Below are 16805 nucleotides of genomic sequence, written 5' to 3'. Positions count from 1 at the left end.
ATTATAAATGCTTGGTTTAGTTGTCATTCACATTACCGCACAGGAAACAATACAAATTAAGTGGTGGCCTGGTAGGTCGATATCTGGAATGTGAAAATAATACATCTTTTATTAAGTGGCATCATTCCCCCTGCTGACTTAACGTTTTGCCAACCCTAAATAATATTCCACTTCTTTGAGCAGGTGGCGCTTCTTAAAGGTGAGCTGGTACCAGGATGAGATCATGGTAATGGGGGTGAGCACAAAGATACCCAGCAGGAGTAAGCGGCGGTACATGAGCACGCGGATCTGGCGTGGTTTTGCGCCGGGACCGCCTTTGGCACTGATAAACCTGGCCCAGAAACGGAAAGCGCGGATGCCGCGGTCTTCCAGGACTACCAGGTTAGGTTTCAGCGTCACGGCGTTTTCTGCCATCAGGTTGGGGTAGAGGTTGTCAAAGTTGCGCGCCTGCAGGGCCTGGCCAATGACAGGGCCAAAACGTTTGGCAGCCTCAATGTCTTGCTGCTGCACGCCGGCGGGCGGGAATATAAAGAATGCGTCCTTCTTGCCTTTGAACTGCCAGCGCAGTACGGTGATCACGGAAGGGATATTGGGCGAGTTATCTACCAGCACAATATTACCCACCAGGCGGGCGCCCATGCCCTCCAGGTGGCCCTTCACTTTTTCCTGCGCATTCAGCCACATGTTGCGTGCGCCCATGAGGGTGAGCACAGGCTTCCCTTTGAGCAAGCGGGCTGCTTCCGGGCTTTGCAGGAAAGCGGCAGTGGGCTGGGATGGAGACAGGAACCAGGGCTGGTAGGCCAGGATAACCAGATCGAAATGAGCGTCCGGGTCAACTTTCAGGGGTTTGATGCCGCGGGGTGTACCTTGTACGGTTTCGGGCATGGTGTCGTAAAACGTTTGCTTGTTCCAGGGAAATTCCCAGGGTGTTACGGGCTCCAGTTGCTCGTACGTGATCTCCGCCTGGCCTTGCAGGGGCGACAGCACCGAATCTATAATGGTTTTGAGTTGCCCTGTCTGCGTGTAATATACAACCAGGACTTTAGGTAGTTCGCTCATAATCAATAAAAATAGGAATAGGACCCAGCCAAGAAAGGTGTAAACTTACAAAAAATCCCTTCAAAAAAAAGAAGACCGGCCGGGGCGCTGGCATGCACGCGGGGTGCAGGTGGCGGGTGTATTGCTGGCGTTGATATAAAGATCGGGATGTGTTACTTGTGCCTAAGCGCAGGCACGGCTATAAATCTCTGGTCGCCTATAACCGTACCTGTGCTAAAGGACTTTAATTTTTTCTTCTTAAGAACGGTTTGATAAAAACGTTGGTATAAAAGGATTGTTAAAATACCGTTATAGCTTTTCTCAAAACGTCACAAACGGATGATGGCTTTCAAACAGCGTGCCATTGTGATCAGCCTTTGCGCACGGAACCTGATCCGCCAATGCTGGAACTTACTTCGGGAGAGCCCTTATAACGCACGTCCCCACTGCCCGCAATATCGGCGCGCAGCGTTCTGCTGGCGGTTACATGTACATTGCCACTGCCGGCAATATTGGCCTGGGTATCCTCGGTAAGCAGGTCGTACCCGTTAAAGTCGCCACTGCCCATCACGGAGATGCTGGCCTTACGCGTCTGGCCTGCTATATTATACGTACCGGCGCCGGCAATTTCTGCATCAAATTCCGGCACATCTATTTTTCCGGAAATGCTCCCAGCCCCTGCTATGGCGGTTTTCAGCCGGTGGTCACCTTTGAAGTCATTCATGAACCGCATATGACCGCTACCGGCAAGATTCATTTCTTCCAGCTGGGCTGAGCTTACTTTGATCGTGAAATTTTTGTGGATATCAAACCACCCCCCTTTCCTCATTTTGATGGATAATTCACCACCGTCATTGCTGATCTCCACATATTTCATCAGGTTGTCGTCCCCGCTGATCTCCAGGTTGCCGGCAGGCGCCTGGGTATATTCCACATCAAACTGGCCTCCTACAGACAGGCGGGTAAATTCGGTGATGGAATGATTTTCTGTGACAATGTGGCCGCTGCCACGATGGTGCTCACAGGAAGAGAAGGTCACTACAGCCGACAGGGCGAGGCAAACGGAAACAAGTTGTTTGATCATGGGAAACAGGTGATGGTTGACGACGTAAGGTAAAGATTTGTTTCAACACACGGAAGTCCGGCGTCCTGTTTTTTACGGCGTTTTGATCTTGATGGGCCTTTGGCCGTGGCTGTTTTCCGCTTATCTTTGCACCACCATGACAGAAAAGATCATTATTCTCGATTTTGGTTCCCAGTACACCCAGTTGATCGCGCGTTGCGTGCGCGAGCTGAACACCTACTGCGAGATCCAGCCGTGCCTGAAGCCCATCCAGTGGGACGCTTCCATCAAAGGCATCATCCTTTCCGGTAGTCCTTTTTCCGTGAACGACGCGGGTGCGCCCGATGTAGACATTGCCGCCATGGCAGCCAAAGTACCCGTACTGGGTGTTTGCTACGGCGCCCAGCTCATGGCCCGCAATTTTGGGGGTGAAGTAGGCAAGAGCCATGTACGGGAATACGGCCGCGCCTTCATGGAACATTCCAACAAATCTGCAAAATTATTATACGACATCAGTCCCCGCAGCCAGGTGTGGATGAGCCATTCCGATACCATTAAAAAAGTACCGGAAGGTTTTGAGATCATCGCGGTAACGGACAATATCCCCGTGGCAGCCTTCCAGAGCACTACCCTGGCGGCTCATCCTATCCTGGGCATCCAGTTCCACCCGGAAGTGACCCACTCCGTGGAAGGAAAGATGATCCTGCGCAACTTCCTCGTACACATCTGCGGCATGAGCCAGGACTGGACACCGGCTGCCTTCGTGGAAGAAACCATTGCCCGCATTAAAGCACAGGTGGGCAACAAGAAAGTGATCATGGCCCTCAGCGGCGGGGTAGATTCCACCGTGGCGGCAGAGCTGGTGCACAAAGCCATTGGCAGCAACCTGTATTGCATTTTTGTAGACAATGGCCTGCTGCGCAAGGATGAATTTGAACTGGTACTGGATTCTTACAAACACATGGGCCTGAACGTAAAAGGAGTGAATGCAAAGGACCTCTTTTACAACGCACTGGATGGTGTATCCGATCCGGAGCGCAAGCGCAAGATCATTGGTGGCCTGTTCATCGATGTATTTACCAGCGAGGCCGCCCAGCTGCAGGACATTGCCTTCCTGGGCCAGGGCACCATTTACCCGGACGTGATCGAGTCTGTATCTGTAAATGGCCCCAGCGCTACCATCAAATCCCACCACAATGTAGGCGGCCTGCCGGAGAAGATGAATATGCAGCTGGTAGAGCCCCTGCGCTTCCTCTTCAAAGACGAAGTACGCCGCGTAGGCCGGGAGATCGGCATTTCCGAAGTGTTCCTGGGCCGTCACCCTTTCCCCGGTCCGGGCCTGGCCATCCGCATCCTGGGCGCCATCACGGCAGACAAGGTGAAGATGCTGCAGGAAGCGGACGCCATTTACATTGAAGCACTGAAAGATGATAACCTCTATGATAAAGTATGGCAGGCAGGCACCATCCTGCTGCCGGTACAGAGCGTGGGCGTGATGGGCGATGAAAGGACCTACGAATTTACCGTGGCCCTCCGTGCCGTGACCAGCACCGACGGCATGACCGCCGACTGGGCACACCTCCCCTACGAGTTCCTGGCCAAGGTCTCCAACGAGATCATCAACCGCGTCCGCGGCATTAACCGTGTGGTGTACGACATCAGCTCCAAGCCACCGGCCACGATCGAGTGGGAATAGAAATTGTACCATGTATGACGTACAGGAATAGCGAATGACCAGTCTGGCTTACTTTCATGCCTCGCATTGCCTTGTACGTTGTACAATTTTTGCACTTTATTGAAAACTATGATCCAAATGAAAAAGGTATGGCTGCCCGTCACCATCGCTTGTGCGCTGCTGGTGTATGCCTGCTCCTCTGCCAAAAAGACCACCACGCCATCGCCGGTGACCGCGGTGCCGGCCAAGCCGGCCGCTCCCAAAGAGGAAGCCCGGAAACCCGCGGTGAAAGCGCCTTTCAACGTACCGGCCTTTGCCCGCGATGAAAGAAAACCTGCCTATAATGTGGCTGTGTTTGCGCCCTTCTACACGGATTCTGCCTTTGCCGGCGCCGCCGACCTGCCTGCGGGTAAAAGTCTTCCCCGCTACACCCTGCCAGGCCTCGAGTTTTACGAAGGCGTGCAGCTGGCGGCCGACAGCCTGCTGATGCACGGCATTCCCCTGAAATTATTTGTATACGATACCAAGTCGCGCCAGGGCGTGAACTCCCTGGTCCGCAACGGCTCCCTGGACTCCATGGACCTGATCATCGGCGCCCTGAATGCGCCGGAGCTGAAAGACCTGAGCGAGTTTGCGCGCAGCAAAGAGATCAACCTGCTTTCTGCCACTTACCCGAACGATGCAGGTATCAGCAACAATCCTTTCCTGCTGCTGGCCAACAGTACCCTGCGTACCCACTGCGAGGCCCTGCAGAACTTTGCCCAGAAAGGATTTGCCACCCGCAACGTGCTGGTATTCCACCGCAACACCGCCCTGGAAAACAAGCTGGCAGCGGATTTCAAGACGGCTTATACCAATATGGACTACGATAAGAAATCCCGTATCCGCGACGTGGTATTTGAAGAGAATATGACGGATCAGCAACTGGAATCTTTCCTGCTCACAGACCGCCCCAACGTGTGCATTGTGACCGCACTGGACGAAGCCGGCGCCAAAGCCGTGCTGCGCAAGCTGGCCACCAAGGCAGACGCCTATCCCCTGCACATCTTTGGCATGCCCACGTGGGACGTGATGAAGTTTAAGGAGCCGGAATTCAGGTCCCTGCAGATCTACTACTCCACCCCGTACTTCAATGAGAAGAATGATACGTACAGCCGTTACCTGGTGGATTACTTCCGGCGCGTGTACAAATCCCGCCCGTCTGACATGGCGTTCAAAGGATTTGAGCTTACCTACTACTTTGGCACCTTGCTGCATGACCAGGGGGTGTACTTTACCCCTGAAGTGAACCAAAGCGCCAAACTGTACACGAACTATAATTTCCAACCTGTGTATGCCCATGATGGCGATGCCACCCCGGCCTATTTCGAGAACAAGAACATTTACATTGTGCAGAAGAGTGACAGCACGGCGGATGTGAGGGTGAGTGCCAACTAGGCCTAAAATCTTAAATATGCAATGCCGGGCCCAGGTCCGGCATTTTTTATGTGTGTACCTTTCCTGTAACTGAACCTTCCCCATGTTATTGCACTTCACAGATAAAGGTATCTACTGCCCTGCCGGCGATTTTTACATCGATCCCTGGCAGCCCGTGGAGCGGGCGGTGATCACGCATGCGCATAGTGACCACGCCCGCTGGGGCAGCAGGCGTTACCTGTGCCAGGACTTCAGTGTGCCCCTGCTAAAACTGCGGCTGGGCGCTGACCTGCAGGTGCAGGGTGTGCCTTACGGGGAAAGTATCTATTTCAATGGGGTAAGCGTTTCCTTTCACCCCGCGGGGCATATCATCGGCTCCGCGCAGGTGCGCATTGAGGCAGGCGGGGAAGTATGGGTGGTAAGCGGAGACTACAAGGTGGAGCACGATGGTATCAGCACCCCGTTTGAACCGGTGCGCTGCCATACTTTCATTACCGAGTCCACCTTTGGCCTGCCCATTTACCGCTGGCAGCCGCAGGCGCACATCGGGGAGGAGATCAAAAGCTGGATAGCCGGTAACCAGGCTGCCGGCAAAGCCAGTGTACTGGCGGCTTACAGCCTGGGCAAAGCACAGCGCCTGCTGCGTCTGCTGCAAGGGGTTACGCCCCGCTTCCTGGCGCATGGGGCCATTGCCATTACCCAGCAGGTGATCGTGGATGCAGGCTGGCCCCTGCCCATGGTAGAGCGTATTACCCCGGATACCCCCAGGGAAACGCTGCGCAATGCCGTGATCATCTGCCCACCCAGCGCGGTAGGCTCTTCCTGGATGCGGCGTTTCCATCCTTACTCCCTGGGCGTGTGCAGCGGGTGGATGCAGGTACGTGGCCACATGCGCCGCCGCAATGCAGACGCGGGGTTCGCCCTCTCTGATCATGCGGACTGGGATGGATTACTACAGGCCGTACAGGCCACCGGTGCAGCACGGGTGTTTGCCACCCATGGCTTCAGCAGCGTATTTGCGCGCTACCTTACGGAAAAACTGGGCCTGGAAGCGGCGGAAATAAAAACACAGTTTGGCGATGAGGATGAAGACAGCGGCGATACCGGCAATGAACCGGAAGCAACGCCCACAGCAGCATCAGACGAAGCGCCGGGTATTCATAACGATGAAACGCTCCCCGCGGAAGAGTAACTAACGCTAACGGATAAACGCCATTTATGACGGACTTTGTAAACCTGGTAAAAGTAGTGAGCAACAGCACCAAGACCAATGAAAAGCTGGAGGCGCTGAGCCAGTACTTTGCCCAGGCGGATGTGAAGGACAAGCCCTGGGTACTGGCCCTGTTTTCCGGGCGCAGGCCCAGGCGCACCGTGAATGCGGCACAGCTGAAAGCCTGGTGCATGCAGGTGACAGGGCTGGAAGAATGGCTGTTTGAAGAATGCTACCATACCGTGGGTGACCTGGCGGAAACCATTTCCCTGCTCCTGCCGGAACCGGCGGTAGTAGCGGCTTCCCGGCCACTGCACTACTGGCTGGAGCAACTGAGCGGGCTGGAAAAAGCCGAAGAGCCCGTGAAGCGGGAGTTTGTGCTGCAAGCCTGGGCCCAGCTGCCCAATGCGGAAAAGTTTGTGTTCAATAAACTGATCACCGGCGGTTTCCGCATCGGGGTGTCACAACAAACCATGGTGAATGCACTGGCCAAAACCTACACCATTCCCGCCGCCACGCTTTCCCACCGCATCAGCGGGGAGTGGAACCCGCGGAGCATTACATTGGAAGAACTGCTCCGGGATGATGGCGATAGTACGCCTATCTCCCGCCCCTACCCTTTTTACCTGGCTTACCCGCTGGAAACGACACCAGATGCACTGGGCGCCCCTGCACACTGGCAGGCGGAGTGGAAGTGGGATGGCATACGCGGGCAGGTGATCAAACGGGCAGGCACCCTGTTTGTCTGGAGCCGGGGTGAGGAATTGCTCACGGAAAAGTTTCCCGAGTTTACGTCCCTGCTGCCATCCCTGCCGGATGGCACGGTGATAGACGGTGAGATCCTCACCTGGCAGCAGGAAGCCCCTTTGCCCTTTGCCGCATTGCAAACCCGCATAGGCCGCAAGAACGTAACAAAGAAACAATTGCAGGAAGCGCCGGTGGTCTTACTTAGTTATGACCTGCTGGAATGGAATGGCCAGGACCTGCGCCAGCAGCCACTTTCCGCCCGCAGGGCATTGCTGGAAAAGTTAGTGGCGGATGCCGATAATCCTGTATTGAAAATATCCCCGCTGATAGCGTTCCCCAACTGGGATGCGCTGGCCCGGCTGCGCGAAGCTTCCCGTGAAAATGGCAGCGAAGGGCTGATGTTGAAACGCGCTGACTCAATTTATCAAGTGGGCCGCAAGCGGGGCGACTGGTGGAAGTGGAAGATAGAGCCCTTCCACGTGGACGCTGTGATGATCTACGCGCAGAAAGGCCATGGGCGCAGGTCTAACCTGTACACTGATTACACCTTTGCCGTAAAGGACGGGGACGCGCTGGTGCCTTTTGCCAAAGCATATTCCGGCCTTACGGATAAAGAGATCAATGAGGTGGACCGCTGGGTGAAGGCCAACTCCATTGAAAAATTTGGCCCGGTGCGCACCGTGAAGCCCGAACTTGTTTTTGAAATTGCGTTTGAAGGTATTGCAGCTTCTAACCGGCACAAATCCGGCATAGCGCTGCGTTTCCCGCGCATTAACCGCTGGCGGCGCGATAAGCCGGTAGCGGAAATCAACACGTTGGAAGATCTGAAACAATTGTTGGCACAATACCGGGTATGATTTGTGGAAAATTGCGCCTATCTTGGCGGGCAAAACCCAAACCTCTAAACCTATGTACAAGCGTATTATTGCAGCATTGTTTGCCCTGTTCCTCTGTAGCACACAGGCATTCTCCCAGGACAATGGACGGCAGATGTTTTCCCAGGCAGCCGGTGTCACTTTCTTTGGCGGTGTGATGCAGGACAGCAGCCTGGCCGGCCATTACTATGGTTATGGCCTTACGTATTCTCCCCGGTTCAACTTTGCCGTGTTCAGCCCCACTTCCAGCCTGTCACTGGCCACCCATGTTACGCTGGGGCTCAGCCTGAGCACCAACCAGGATGGAGAATTTGTATCTAATGATGGTACAGACATCCAGATCGGTTATATGGCAGACCTGCCTTTGCTGGTGGAATACAATTTTGGCGCGGCGGCCACCCGCGATGCCTTTAAACGCTGGGGCTTCTTTGTAGGCGCCGGTTACGGCTGGCACCTCACCCAATCTAAGATTGAAGTGTATGATTACAACTCCGGTGATTATGGCTACCTGAAAGAAAACATCCAGGCACATGGCCCTGTGTTTGATGCAGGCTTCCGCTTCCCGGCAGGCCCGGCCTCCCTGGGCGTACGTTTCCAGTACCAGTCTGTCAGCAACCCGGGTTATGTAGCCCGTATGGATGGGATCTTCAGCTGCGGCGTGGAATATAACTTTGGCGCCCGCACCCGTCCCAAAGGCACCAGAAGGCACTAATTAGAACGCGCTATAAAAAAGCCCGTCCCGGTAATGCCAGGACGGGCTTTTGCTATTTAAAGCAAATACACGGTACGTTGTACAACCTTACTGCACCTTCTTCATCCGTTCATTCCCCGGTACCGTAAGATAGGTGCCTGCAATGGTCTTCGTGGTATCATGCACGGTAATGGCGGTGCAGGCATTGTTAGTCCCACTGATCTCAAAAGCTATCCCCTGGTGCACGGCATCGTAGAGGTAATAGCGTGTATGCGTTACCGTATCCTGGTAAATGCCGGCGCGCGCAGCAGGTTGGGAAAGTTTGCACGGATCTTGGCCAGCGAAACGCCTACTTTCACATCGTTATTGGCGCGGAAAGAAGGTGTGTTCACGCGGATCTGGCGTACCCGCATGCCTACAGGTTCATCGCGGGTGAGGTACACGGCCAGGAAGCGGCTGGAATCGCGGATATGCTTGTGGGCGTCTTTATTGTAATACACGGCCCACGCCTTGCCCATGGCGGCATCGCCCCCGTCAGCATTGCCCAGTATTTTAGCAAGGGAATCGGCCGGCTGACCGAGGTAAGTGAGCCCGATAGACTTGCCCGGCAGGATGCGCCAGGCCTGCTGGGCGGCCGTTTTTTGTAGTAAGCCTGTTACGCAAAGCAACAGGGTGATGATCACTTTTTGACACATGACAACAAAGATTAGGTTTTGGCAATAAGGCGGTGCGAATTTAAATGTTGCAGCAGATTAAAGTGTTTGTAAATTGTTAATGAACGCTGTAAACTTATAGCTGGTAAAAATTGTACCATAAATTCAGGGAAGTATCCAATACACGCATGGCATGAACCGCAAGCATTTTTTATCAGGCTTATTCGGATTGGGCGCCAGCCTGCCCTGGTGGCCGGTCCGGGCAGCCGGGCAGGCTGCGCACACGGAGGCACATTGGCCGCAGGCCGCCCCCCCTTTGCAACCTGCATTGGCCGCAGGCCCCATCCCTCCATACCTGAAACCGGGCGATCTCATCGGCATTACCTGCCCGGCAGGTTATATCAGCCGCGTGGACATAATGCCCGCCGTACAGCTGATGCAGCAATGGGGTTTCAGGATCCGTATGGGCAAAACCGTGGATGCCCGTGATTACTCCTTTGGCGGCACGGACCCGTTGCGCTGTGCAGACCTGCAGGCCATGCTGGACGATCCGGACATCAAGGCCATCATGTGCGCCCGCGGGGGCTACGGGGCGGCGCGCATTGTGGATGGGCTGGACTTCACCAAATTCCGGCGCAGGCCCAAATGGGTCATTGGATTCAGCGATATTACGGTGCTGCATTGCCACATCAGCCGGCATTTCAGCATTGCCACCCTGCACTCCAAGATGTGCAACAGTTTCCCGGACGATTTCCGCAAGGCTGAGCCCATTGTGCAGGAAACCATTGAATCCATCCGCCAGGCACTCACCGGCCAGCGCATGCACTACAGCGCCGATGCAGACGCCAATAACCGCAACGGTACCGCCAGCGGCGTGCTCACCGGTGGCAACCTGTCTATGATACAAAGCGTAATGGCCACCGATTCCGAAATAGATACGCAAGGCAAGATCCTTTTCCTGGAAGAAGTGGGTGAATACCTGTACAGCCTGGACCGCATGTTCAACAACCTGCAGCGCGCCAGGAAGCTGGATAACCTGGCAGGCCTGGTCATTGGCGGCTTTAACCGCCTGAAGTCCGATGACCCCGGGGAAGAATTTGGCAGGACCGTATACGATATTGTAATGGAAAAGGTGAAGGACAAACACTACCCCGTGTGCTTCAATTTCCCGGTTGGCCACCAAAAGAATAACTTTGCCCTGAAATGCGGCGTCATGCACCGTTTGCAGGTGAGCCCCACGGGGGTACTGCTGGATGAAATTGAATGATATGGCAACACCACTGATACTCGAAGATGCGGCAGGCATGGTCTTTCTCAAGGCCAAAGGCGTGCCCTATGCCCTGTACCGCCAGCAGTATGAAAGCAGCCGCCGTAGCGTATTCCTGGCCCAGCACAAGTTTATTTTTATCATCCGCGGGGAGAAGCACCTGCACCTGCCGGACCAGGATATTATTGTGCGGGGCAATGATGTATTGCTGCTCAAGCGCGGGCAGTATGCCATGTCTGATTGCATCCCGGACGATACCTATTATGAAGCGCTGATCATCTTTTTTGACGATAACTTCCTGCAGAAATTCTTCCGCCAGTATGGTGCGGAACATGCACATTTGCAGGCGCCCCCGTCGGACCACCACGTGGTGCTCTTCACCCAAAACCCGCTCCTGCACAGCTTCCGTGAGCAATACAAACAATACTTTGAAACCGTGCTGGAAAATCCTGAGCCCCTGCTGCAACTGAAACTGCAGGAGTTATTCCTGCTGCTGCTGGCCGGTCCGCAAAAGGAAGCGGTGTGGAGTTATGTAAAAAGCGTGGTGCAGCAACAGCCGGCAGACATTGAATACATTGTGCGCCACCACTTGCTACAGCCCCTTACCATTGAAGAACTGGCGCAGCTTTCCGGGCGCAGCCTGGCTTCTTTTAAACGGGACTTCCAGCAGCGCTACCAGTGCCCGCCCAAGAAATGGATCAATGAGCAAAGACTGGCGCATGCACACATGCTCCTGAACAACAGTAATAAAAATGTATCGGAAATAGCACTGGAATGCGGTTTTGAAAACGTGCCCCACTTCATCCGCATCTTCAAGACCCACTACGGGTGCACGCCCAACGCCGTGCGCACTAAAAAAGCAATTATGTGAGCCGATCCCGTTACCCCTGCGCCGGCATCCTGCTGTAGCTTTGCCATTGTAAACATACCCTAAATCAAAACTCTTATGCATTCCAGTTTCAAACACTTGCTGCTGGCCGGCGCCAGCCTGCTGTGCCTTAGCGCCAGCGCCCAGGACCAGGGCCTTACCTTTCCTGAAAGCGTAATTTCCGATGGTAAATACCTGTATGTAGACAATATAGGTGAAGGCATGAACCCCGGCGCCAAAGACGGTAACGGTTATATTTCCAAACTGTCTTTAGACGGACAACTCATCACCAAAAGCATCACCACGGAAAAGCTGGATGCCCCCAAGGGCAGCGCTATCGTGGGCGGCGTGCTGTATGTGGCAGACATTGACCGCATCGTGGGCATTGACCTCCAAACGGGTAAGAAAACAGCGGAGCTCAGCTTCGCCCGTGAGAAGACCAGCTTCCTGAACGATGTGGTGGCCAAAGACGCCCACACCCTTTTTGTATCTGCCACGGATGTAGGCAAGGTGTACGAAGTAACGCTGGGCAAAGGATTGTCTTACAAAGCGCTGCCGGTAGCGGTAGCAGGGGCCAATGGCATTGTGTACGACCCCCAGGCCCATAAACTGTACACCTGCGGCTTTGAAGGAGGTGCAGCACCTACCGGCATACTGGGCGAGATCAGCTGGAAGAACAGGCAGGCTTCTTTCCGCCGCATTGGCACCGAAGTGGGCTACTTTGACGGCCTGCAGCTGCTGGACGCCCATACCCTCCTGGTATCTGACTGGGCCAACATGGCCAGTCCCGCCGGCGCCGGTATCTTCAAAAAAGTGAACGTGCAAAGCGGGCAGGCTACCGAAGTACTGAAAGGCGTATCCGGCCCCGCAGATTTCTACTACGATGCCGCCAAACATATTGTTGTCACGCCCGCTATGCTGGAGTCCAAGATCTTGTTCAAACCGCTGTAGGGAAGGTGAATGGTTAACCCCGGTTTTTGATTAACTTCATATCCTCATGGAAGAACAAATTTCGCGCGGATGGATAGTGATCAAAGACTGGCTGGCGGCAAAAGAGCAGCAGCCTTTCGTATTCCAGGAGGAAGCCTGGGAGCAGTACCTGCAAGGCCGCTCTGGCATTGTGAATGCGCCTACCGGCTACGGTAAAACCTTCTCCCTTTTCCTGGCAGTGCTGATTGCCTGGATAGACCAACATCCCGATAATTTCAGGAAGAAAAGCAAGAACGGTCTGCAGTTGCTGTGGATCACCCCGCTGCGTGCCCTGGCCAAAGACCTGGCCCGCGCCATGCAGGAAGTGATCAACGAACTGGGCATGGCCTGGCAGGTGGGCATCCGCAGTGGTGATACCTCCACCAGCGTGCGCGCCGCCCAGAAAAAGCAAATGCCGGAAGTGCTCATCATCACCCCGGAAAGCCTGCACCTGCTGCTGGGACAGAAACATTACCCCGCCGTGTTTGCCCAGCTGCAATGCATTGTTACGGATGAGTGGCACGAACTGCTGGGCACCAAGCGCGGTGTGCTGGTGGAGCTGGCCCTGAGCCGCATTAAACACCTGGTCCGTAATAATTTTCACAACGACCTGCGCATCTGGGGCATCTCTGCTACCATTGGTAACCTGGAAGAGGCCCTGGACGTGCTGCTGGGCAGCGATGCGGCCCACGGCGTGATCGTGCGGGCGGTCATCCACAAAAAAATAGCGCTTAAAAGCATACTCCCCGATGGCATTGAAGAACTACCATGGGCGGGGCACCTGGGCATACGCCTGCTGCACAAGGCCATGCCTGTGATTGAGCAGAGCCGCACTACGCTGATCTTTACCAATACCCGCTCCCAGTCTGAAATATGGTACCAGGAGATCCTGCGCCAGCACCCGGAATATGCGGGGGCACTGGCATTGCACCATGGATCGCTGGATATGGAACTGCGTATCTGGGTAGAAGAAGCCCTGCATACCGGCCAGCTCAAAGCGGTGGTGTGTACCTCCAGCCTGGACCTGGGCGTGGACTTCCGCCCGGTAGACACCGTGATACAAGTGGGCAGCCCCAAAGGTGTGGCGCGCTTCCTGCAGAGAGCAGGCCGCAGCGGCCACCAACCGGGCGCCGTGAGCAAGATCTTTTTCCTGCCCACCCACTCCCTGGAACTGGTGGAGGCGGCGGCCCTCAAAGAGGCCATGGAAGCCAATCTCATTGAAAGCCGCACCCCGGTGGTACTGGCCTATGATGTGCTGCTGCAATACCTGATGACCCTGGGCATTTCCGACGGCTTTCATGCAGACGAGATCTGGCAGGAAGTGGCCGGTACCTTCTGTTTCCGCGATATTACCCCCGAAGACTGGCAATGGGCGCTGGCGTTCCTGAGCACCGGGGGCGATGCGCTGCACAGTTATGATGAATTCCGCAAGCTGGAGCGGGAAGGCAATTTTTACATTTGCCGCAGCCGGCAGCTGGCCCTGCGCCACCGCCTGCACATTGGCACCATTGTGAGCGACGCCATGCTGAAAGTAAAATTCCTCAGCGGAGGCTATGTGGGCGTGGTGGAAGAGTCTTTCCTGTCGCGGCTTACACCGGGCGATGCCTTTAGCCTGGGCGGGCATAACCTGGAGTTCGTGATGATCAAGGACATGACGGCGCTGGTGCGCAAGTCAAACGCTAAAAAGACCATTGTGCCCAGCTGGATGGGTGGCCGCATCCCGCTTTCGGCCAACCTGGGTAAGATGCTGCGCAAGAAATTCCAGGAAGCCATTGCCGGCAATTCCACGGACCCGGAACTGGTAGCGCTGCAGCCGCTTTTTGCCCTGCAGGCCCACCTCTCCCACATCCCGGCGGAAAATGAACTGCTGATTGAAAAGATTGAGACCAAAGATGGCCACCATCTTTTCGTATACCCGTTTGAGGGGCGGCTCGTGCACCAGGTCATGGCAGCATTGCTGGCTTACCGCATCGCCCTGCACCATCCCATCACCTTTTCCATCGCTATGAATGATTACGGGTTTGAGCTGCTCAGTGACCAGCCCATTCCTATTGACAACAGCAATGTGAAAGCCCTCTTCTCCCTGGATGGTTTGAACATAGACCTGCAAAGCAGCGTGAACGCCACAGAAATGGCGCGGCGCAAGTTCCGCGACATTGCTGTAATAGCCGGCCTCGTGTTCCAGGGCTACCCCGGCAAACACAAGACCAACCGGCATTTGCAGTCATCCGCCTCTTTGCTGTTCAATGTATTCCGGGATTATGATGCCCAGAATTTATTACTGCGCCAGTCGTACAATGAGGCTTATTTTTACCAGATAGAGGAGCCGCGTCTGCGGGAAATGCTGGAGCGCATTGCCATCCAGCGCATCGTGATCACGGAGCCGGAAAAGCTCACGCCGTTCTGCTTCCCCATCAAGGTGGACAGTCTCCGGGAAAATCTTACCAGCGAAAAATTATCCGACCGCATTAAAAAGCTGCAGCAACAGCATTTCAGCCCGGTGGATGATGGTCCTATCAAGGCTCCCAAAACGAAGGGTAAGGGACGCGCACCGGTGTCGCGCCAGGCAGGTGTACCGGTGGATGCGCACAATGTGGAGGAGGCGGTAAAGGAAGCGGGTAAGCAGGCGGCAGCAAAATTTCCTTCCAAAGGGCGGGTGGGCACAACGCGGAAGTTATCCTAATTTTGAGACCAGATAGCGCGCCGCGCTAAAAAGAAGTACGCAATCACCTTGGACGATCTAATATTTCAACATCAATCACAACACTGGGTCCTCTCTTCCTACAAAGCCATTTTCTGGCAGGAAGAGCAATCGCTCATCGTGTCTGACCTGCACCTGGGCAAGTCCGCCCATTTCAGGAAGGCGGGCATTGCGGTGCCGGCCCACCTGGTGCAGGAAGACCTGTTCTGTTTACAAAAACTCATTACCCGCTACCATCCCGTGCGCATCATCATTGTAGGGGACATGTTCCATAGCGTGGCCAATAACGATATTGAATACTTCCGCCTCTGGCGCCAGCAGTTCTCCCGGGTGGAGTTTATCCTGGTGCAGGGTAACCACGATATCCTGGAACCTATGGTGTATGCGGGTTTGCAGGTAAAAGTGGAAAAGCATTTGCAACTGCGCAATATTTACTTTGCCCATGATGCGGCGGATGCCGTGGCGCAGAAAAGTTACGTGATCTCCGGCCATCTCCATCCTGGCGTGGTGATCTCCGGCATGGGGCGCCAGTCCATGCGCCTGCCGTGTTTCTATTTTGGGGAGCAATATGCCGTATTGCCCGCCTTCGGCAAATTCACGGGCCTGGCCAGCGTGGCGCCCGCGCCGCATGAAGCGGTGTTTGTGATCGCGGATAAGCAGGTAATGCAATGGCAATAGCAGAACAACGAATCAATAATCCAGGATGAAGATCGCTTTCGATGCATGTTACATACACCCGCTGCCACAGGAGCACCGCTTCCCGATGGTGAAATACGAGCTGATCCCCGCACAGCTCCTCCGCGAGGGTGTGATCAGTCCCTCCCAGTTATTCCACCCCGCGCCGGCACCGGAAGCAGACATCCTCCGCGCCCACACGGTCACCTACTGGCATAAGCTCCGGGACCAAACCCTTACGCCCAGGGAGCAGCGCCCCACCGGCTTTGTACAAAGCCCTGCCCTCACCCACCGAGAGATCGTGATTGCACAGGGCAGTATAGACTGCGCCCGCTTTGCCCTGCAGGACGGCATTGCCATGAACGTGGCCGGGGGCACCCATCACGCCTTTGCAGACCGGGGCGAGGGCTTTTGCCTGCTCAATGACTTTGCCATTGCCGCCCTGCACCTGCTGCACCATGGCCTGGCAAAGCAGATCCTGGTCATAGACCTGGATGTGCACCAGGGCAATGGCACGGCAGCCATCTTTGCCCACGAGCCGCGCGTCTTTACCTTCAGCATGCACGGGCAGCACAATTATCCTTTTCACAAAGAAACCTCTGACCTGGACATCCCCCTGCCGGATGGCCTGGACGATGCCGGCTATCTCCGCCTGCTGTATGACACACTTCCCCACCTCCTGGCTACTGTACGGCCGGATTTTGTGTTTTACCTTTCCGGCGTGGATGTACTGGCCACAGACCGTTTTGGCAAATTGCACCTCACACCCGCCGGCTGCCGTGCCCGTGATGTGTTTGTGCTGGAAACCATCAAGTGCGCCGGCCTTCCTTGCGTAGTGGCCATGGGCGGCGGCTATTCCCCGTTGGTAAAAGACGTGGTGAACGCGCATTGCGAAACCTTCCGCGCCGCCATGGATATCTGGGGGTTTTAACATTTAATAATGCACCGCCCCGGGGG

General features: G+C 55.2%; 15 protein-coding genes. 11 read left to right on the top strand and 4 right to left on the bottom strand.

Going from position 1 to position 16805, the window contains the following annotated elements; translation table 11 throughout:
- Positions 1-138: 138 nt before the first annotated feature.
- The gene (locus DCC81_RS07700; protein WP_108685972.1) at positions 139-1059 is read right to left on the bottom strand and encodes a hypothetical protein; all 921 of its coding nucleotides are present in this window, start codon (positions 1057-1059) and stop codon (positions 139-141) included.
- A gap of 349 nt (positions 1060-1408) precedes the next feature.
- Entirely contained in the window at positions 1409-2122 is a 714-nt protein-coding gene (locus DCC81_RS07695; RefSeq protein WP_108685971.1) for a head GIN domain-containing protein, read from the bottom strand.
- A gap of 136 nt (positions 2123-2258) precedes the next feature.
- On the opposite strand from DCC81_RS07695, the gene guaA reads away from it, so the two are divergent.
- The 5 genes from guaA (at position 2259) to DCC81_RS07670 (ending at position 8736) form a co-directional block, all read left to right on the top strand.
- Positions 2259-3797: a glutamine-hydrolyzing GMP synthase gene (guaA, locus tag DCC81_RS07690; protein WP_108686507.1), complete on the top strand. Its 1539-nt coding sequence runs from the start codon at positions 2259-2261 to the stop codon at positions 3795-3797.
- A gap of 117 nt (positions 3798-3914) precedes the next feature.
- Positions 3915-5213 carry an ABC transporter substrate-binding protein gene (locus DCC81_RS07685; RefSeq protein ID WP_133177597.1) on the top strand — a complete coding sequence of 433 codons (1299 nt, stop codon included), beginning with the start codon at positions 3915-3917 and terminating at the stop codon, positions 5211-5213.
- Positions 5214-5295: 82 nt separating this feature from the next.
- Complete coding sequence (locus DCC81_RS07680) at positions 5296-6384, top strand: ligase-associated DNA damage response exonuclease (RefSeq protein ID WP_108685969.1); 1089 nt, start codon at positions 5296-5298, stop codon at positions 6382-6384.
- A gap of 26 nt (positions 6385-6410) precedes the next feature.
- Positions 6411-8006, top strand: coding sequence for an ATP-dependent DNA ligase (locus tag DCC81_RS07675; protein ID WP_108685968.1), 1596 nt, complete (start codon positions 6411-6413; stop codon positions 8004-8006).
- Between the two features lie 52 nt (positions 8007-8058).
- Complete coding sequence (locus DCC81_RS07670) at positions 8059-8736, top strand: hypothetical protein (RefSeq protein WP_133177595.1); 678 nt, start codon at positions 8059-8061, stop codon at positions 8734-8736.
- Positions 8737-8823: 87 nt separating this feature from the next.
- Here the strand turns inward: DCC81_RS07670 and DCC81_RS25520 are convergent, their stop codons facing one another.
- Together DCC81_RS25520 and DCC81_RS07665 are read right to left on the bottom strand one after the other, a co-directional pair.
- Positions 8824-8961, bottom strand: a complete 138-nt coding sequence (locus DCC81_RS25520; protein WP_165806478.1) for a hypothetical protein — start codon at positions 8959-8961, stop codon at positions 8824-8826.
- Between the two features lie 29 nt (positions 8962-8990).
- Positions 8991-9410 (bottom strand): hypothetical protein, encoded by a 420-nt coding sequence (locus DCC81_RS07665; RefSeq protein WP_108685966.1) that lies wholly within the window; start codon positions 9408-9410, stop codon positions 8991-8993.
- 151 nt (positions 9411-9561) lie between these two features.
- Between DCC81_RS07665 and DCC81_RS07660 the strand changes: the two genes are divergently transcribed.
- From DCC81_RS07660 to DCC81_RS07635, 6 genes are all read left to right on the top strand, one after another.
- On the top strand, positions 9562-10635 hold the full coding sequence (locus DCC81_RS07660) for an LD-carboxypeptidase (RefSeq protein WP_108685965.1): 1074 nt from the start codon (positions 9562-9564) through the stop codon (positions 10633-10635).
- A gap of 1 nt (position 10636) precedes the next feature.
- Positions 10637-11506 carry an AraC family transcriptional regulator gene (locus tag DCC81_RS07655; RefSeq protein ID WP_165806477.1) on the top strand — a complete coding sequence of 290 codons (870 nt, stop codon included), beginning with the start codon at positions 10637-10639 and terminating at the stop codon, positions 11504-11506.
- A 75-nt stretch (positions 11507-11581) separates the two neighbouring features.
- Complete coding sequence (locus DCC81_RS07650; RefSeq protein ID WP_108685963.1) at positions 11582-12454, top strand: SMP-30/gluconolactonase/LRE family protein; 873 nt, start codon at positions 11582-11584, stop codon at positions 12452-12454.
- A 46-nt stretch (positions 12455-12500) separates the two neighbouring features.
- Complete coding sequence (locus tag DCC81_RS07645; RefSeq protein WP_108685962.1) at positions 12501-15155, top strand: ligase-associated DNA damage response DEXH box helicase; 2655 nt, start codon at positions 12501-12503, stop codon at positions 15153-15155.
- A 48-nt stretch (positions 15156-15203) separates the two neighbouring features.
- Positions 15204-15851, top strand: coding sequence for a ligase-associated DNA damage response endonuclease PdeM (gene pdeM / locus DCC81_RS07640; protein ID WP_165806476.1), 648 nt, complete (start codon positions 15204-15206; stop codon positions 15849-15851).
- A gap of 25 nt (positions 15852-15876) precedes the next feature.
- Complete coding sequence (locus DCC81_RS07635) at positions 15877-16779, top strand: histone deacetylase family protein (RefSeq protein WP_108685960.1); 903 nt, start codon at positions 15877-15879, stop codon at positions 16777-16779.
- The last annotated feature ends 26 nt before the right edge of the window (positions 16780-16805 follow it).

Source organism: Chitinophaga parva, from assembly GCF_003071345.1.
Classification (GTDB): domain Bacteria; phylum Bacteroidota; class Bacteroidia; order Chitinophagales; family Chitinophagaceae; genus Chitinophaga; species Chitinophaga parva.
This window is presented reverse-complemented; position numbering and strand designations above follow the sequence as displayed.

Bases quoted from the DNA above. Each gene is read 5' to 3' on its own strand.
- DCC81_RS07700 (WP_108685972.1), bottom strand. From the start codon at position 1,059: ATGAGCGAACTACCTAAAGTCCTGGTTGTATATTACACGCAGACAGGG.
- DCC81_RS07695 (WP_108685971.1), bottom strand. From the start codon at position 2,122: ATGATCAAACAACTTGTTTCCGTTTGCCTCGCCCTGTCGGCTGTAGTG.
- guaA (WP_108686507.1), top strand. From the start codon at position 2,259: ATGACAGAAAAGATCATTATTCTCGATTTTGGTTCCCAGTACACCCAG.
- DCC81_RS07685 (WP_133177597.1), top strand. From the start codon at position 3,915: ATGAAAAAGGTATGGCTGCCCGTCACCATCGCTTGTGCGCTGCTGGTG.
- DCC81_RS07680 (WP_108685969.1), top strand. From the start codon at position 5,296: ATGTTATTGCACTTCACAGATAAAGGTATCTACTGCCCTGCCGGCGAT.
- DCC81_RS07675 (WP_108685968.1), top strand. From the start codon at position 6,411: ATGACGGACTTTGTAAACCTGGTAAAAGTAGTGAGCAACAGCACCAAG.
- DCC81_RS07670 (WP_133177595.1), top strand. From the start codon at position 8,059: ATGTACAAGCGTATTATTGCAGCATTGTTTGCCCTGTTCCTCTGTAGC.
- DCC81_RS07665 (WP_108685966.1), bottom strand. From the start codon at position 9,410: ATGTGTCAAAAAGTGATCATCACCCTGTTGCTTTGCGTAACAGGCTTA.
- DCC81_RS07660 (WP_108685965.1), top strand. From the start codon at position 9,562: ATGAACCGCAAGCATTTTTTATCAGGCTTATTCGGATTGGGCGCCAGC.
- DCC81_RS07655 (WP_165806477.1), top strand. From the start codon at position 10,637: ATGGCAACACCACTGATACTCGAAGATGCGGCAGGCATGGTCTTTCTC.
- DCC81_RS07650 (WP_108685963.1), top strand. From the start codon at position 11,582: ATGCATTCCAGTTTCAAACACTTGCTGCTGGCCGGCGCCAGCCTGCTG.
- DCC81_RS07645 (WP_108685962.1), top strand. From the start codon at position 12,501: ATGGAAGAACAAATTTCGCGCGGATGGATAGTGATCAAAGACTGGCTG.
- DCC81_RS07635 (WP_108685960.1), top strand. From the start codon at position 15,877: ATGAAGATCGCTTTCGATGCATGTTACATACACCCGCTGCCACAGGAG.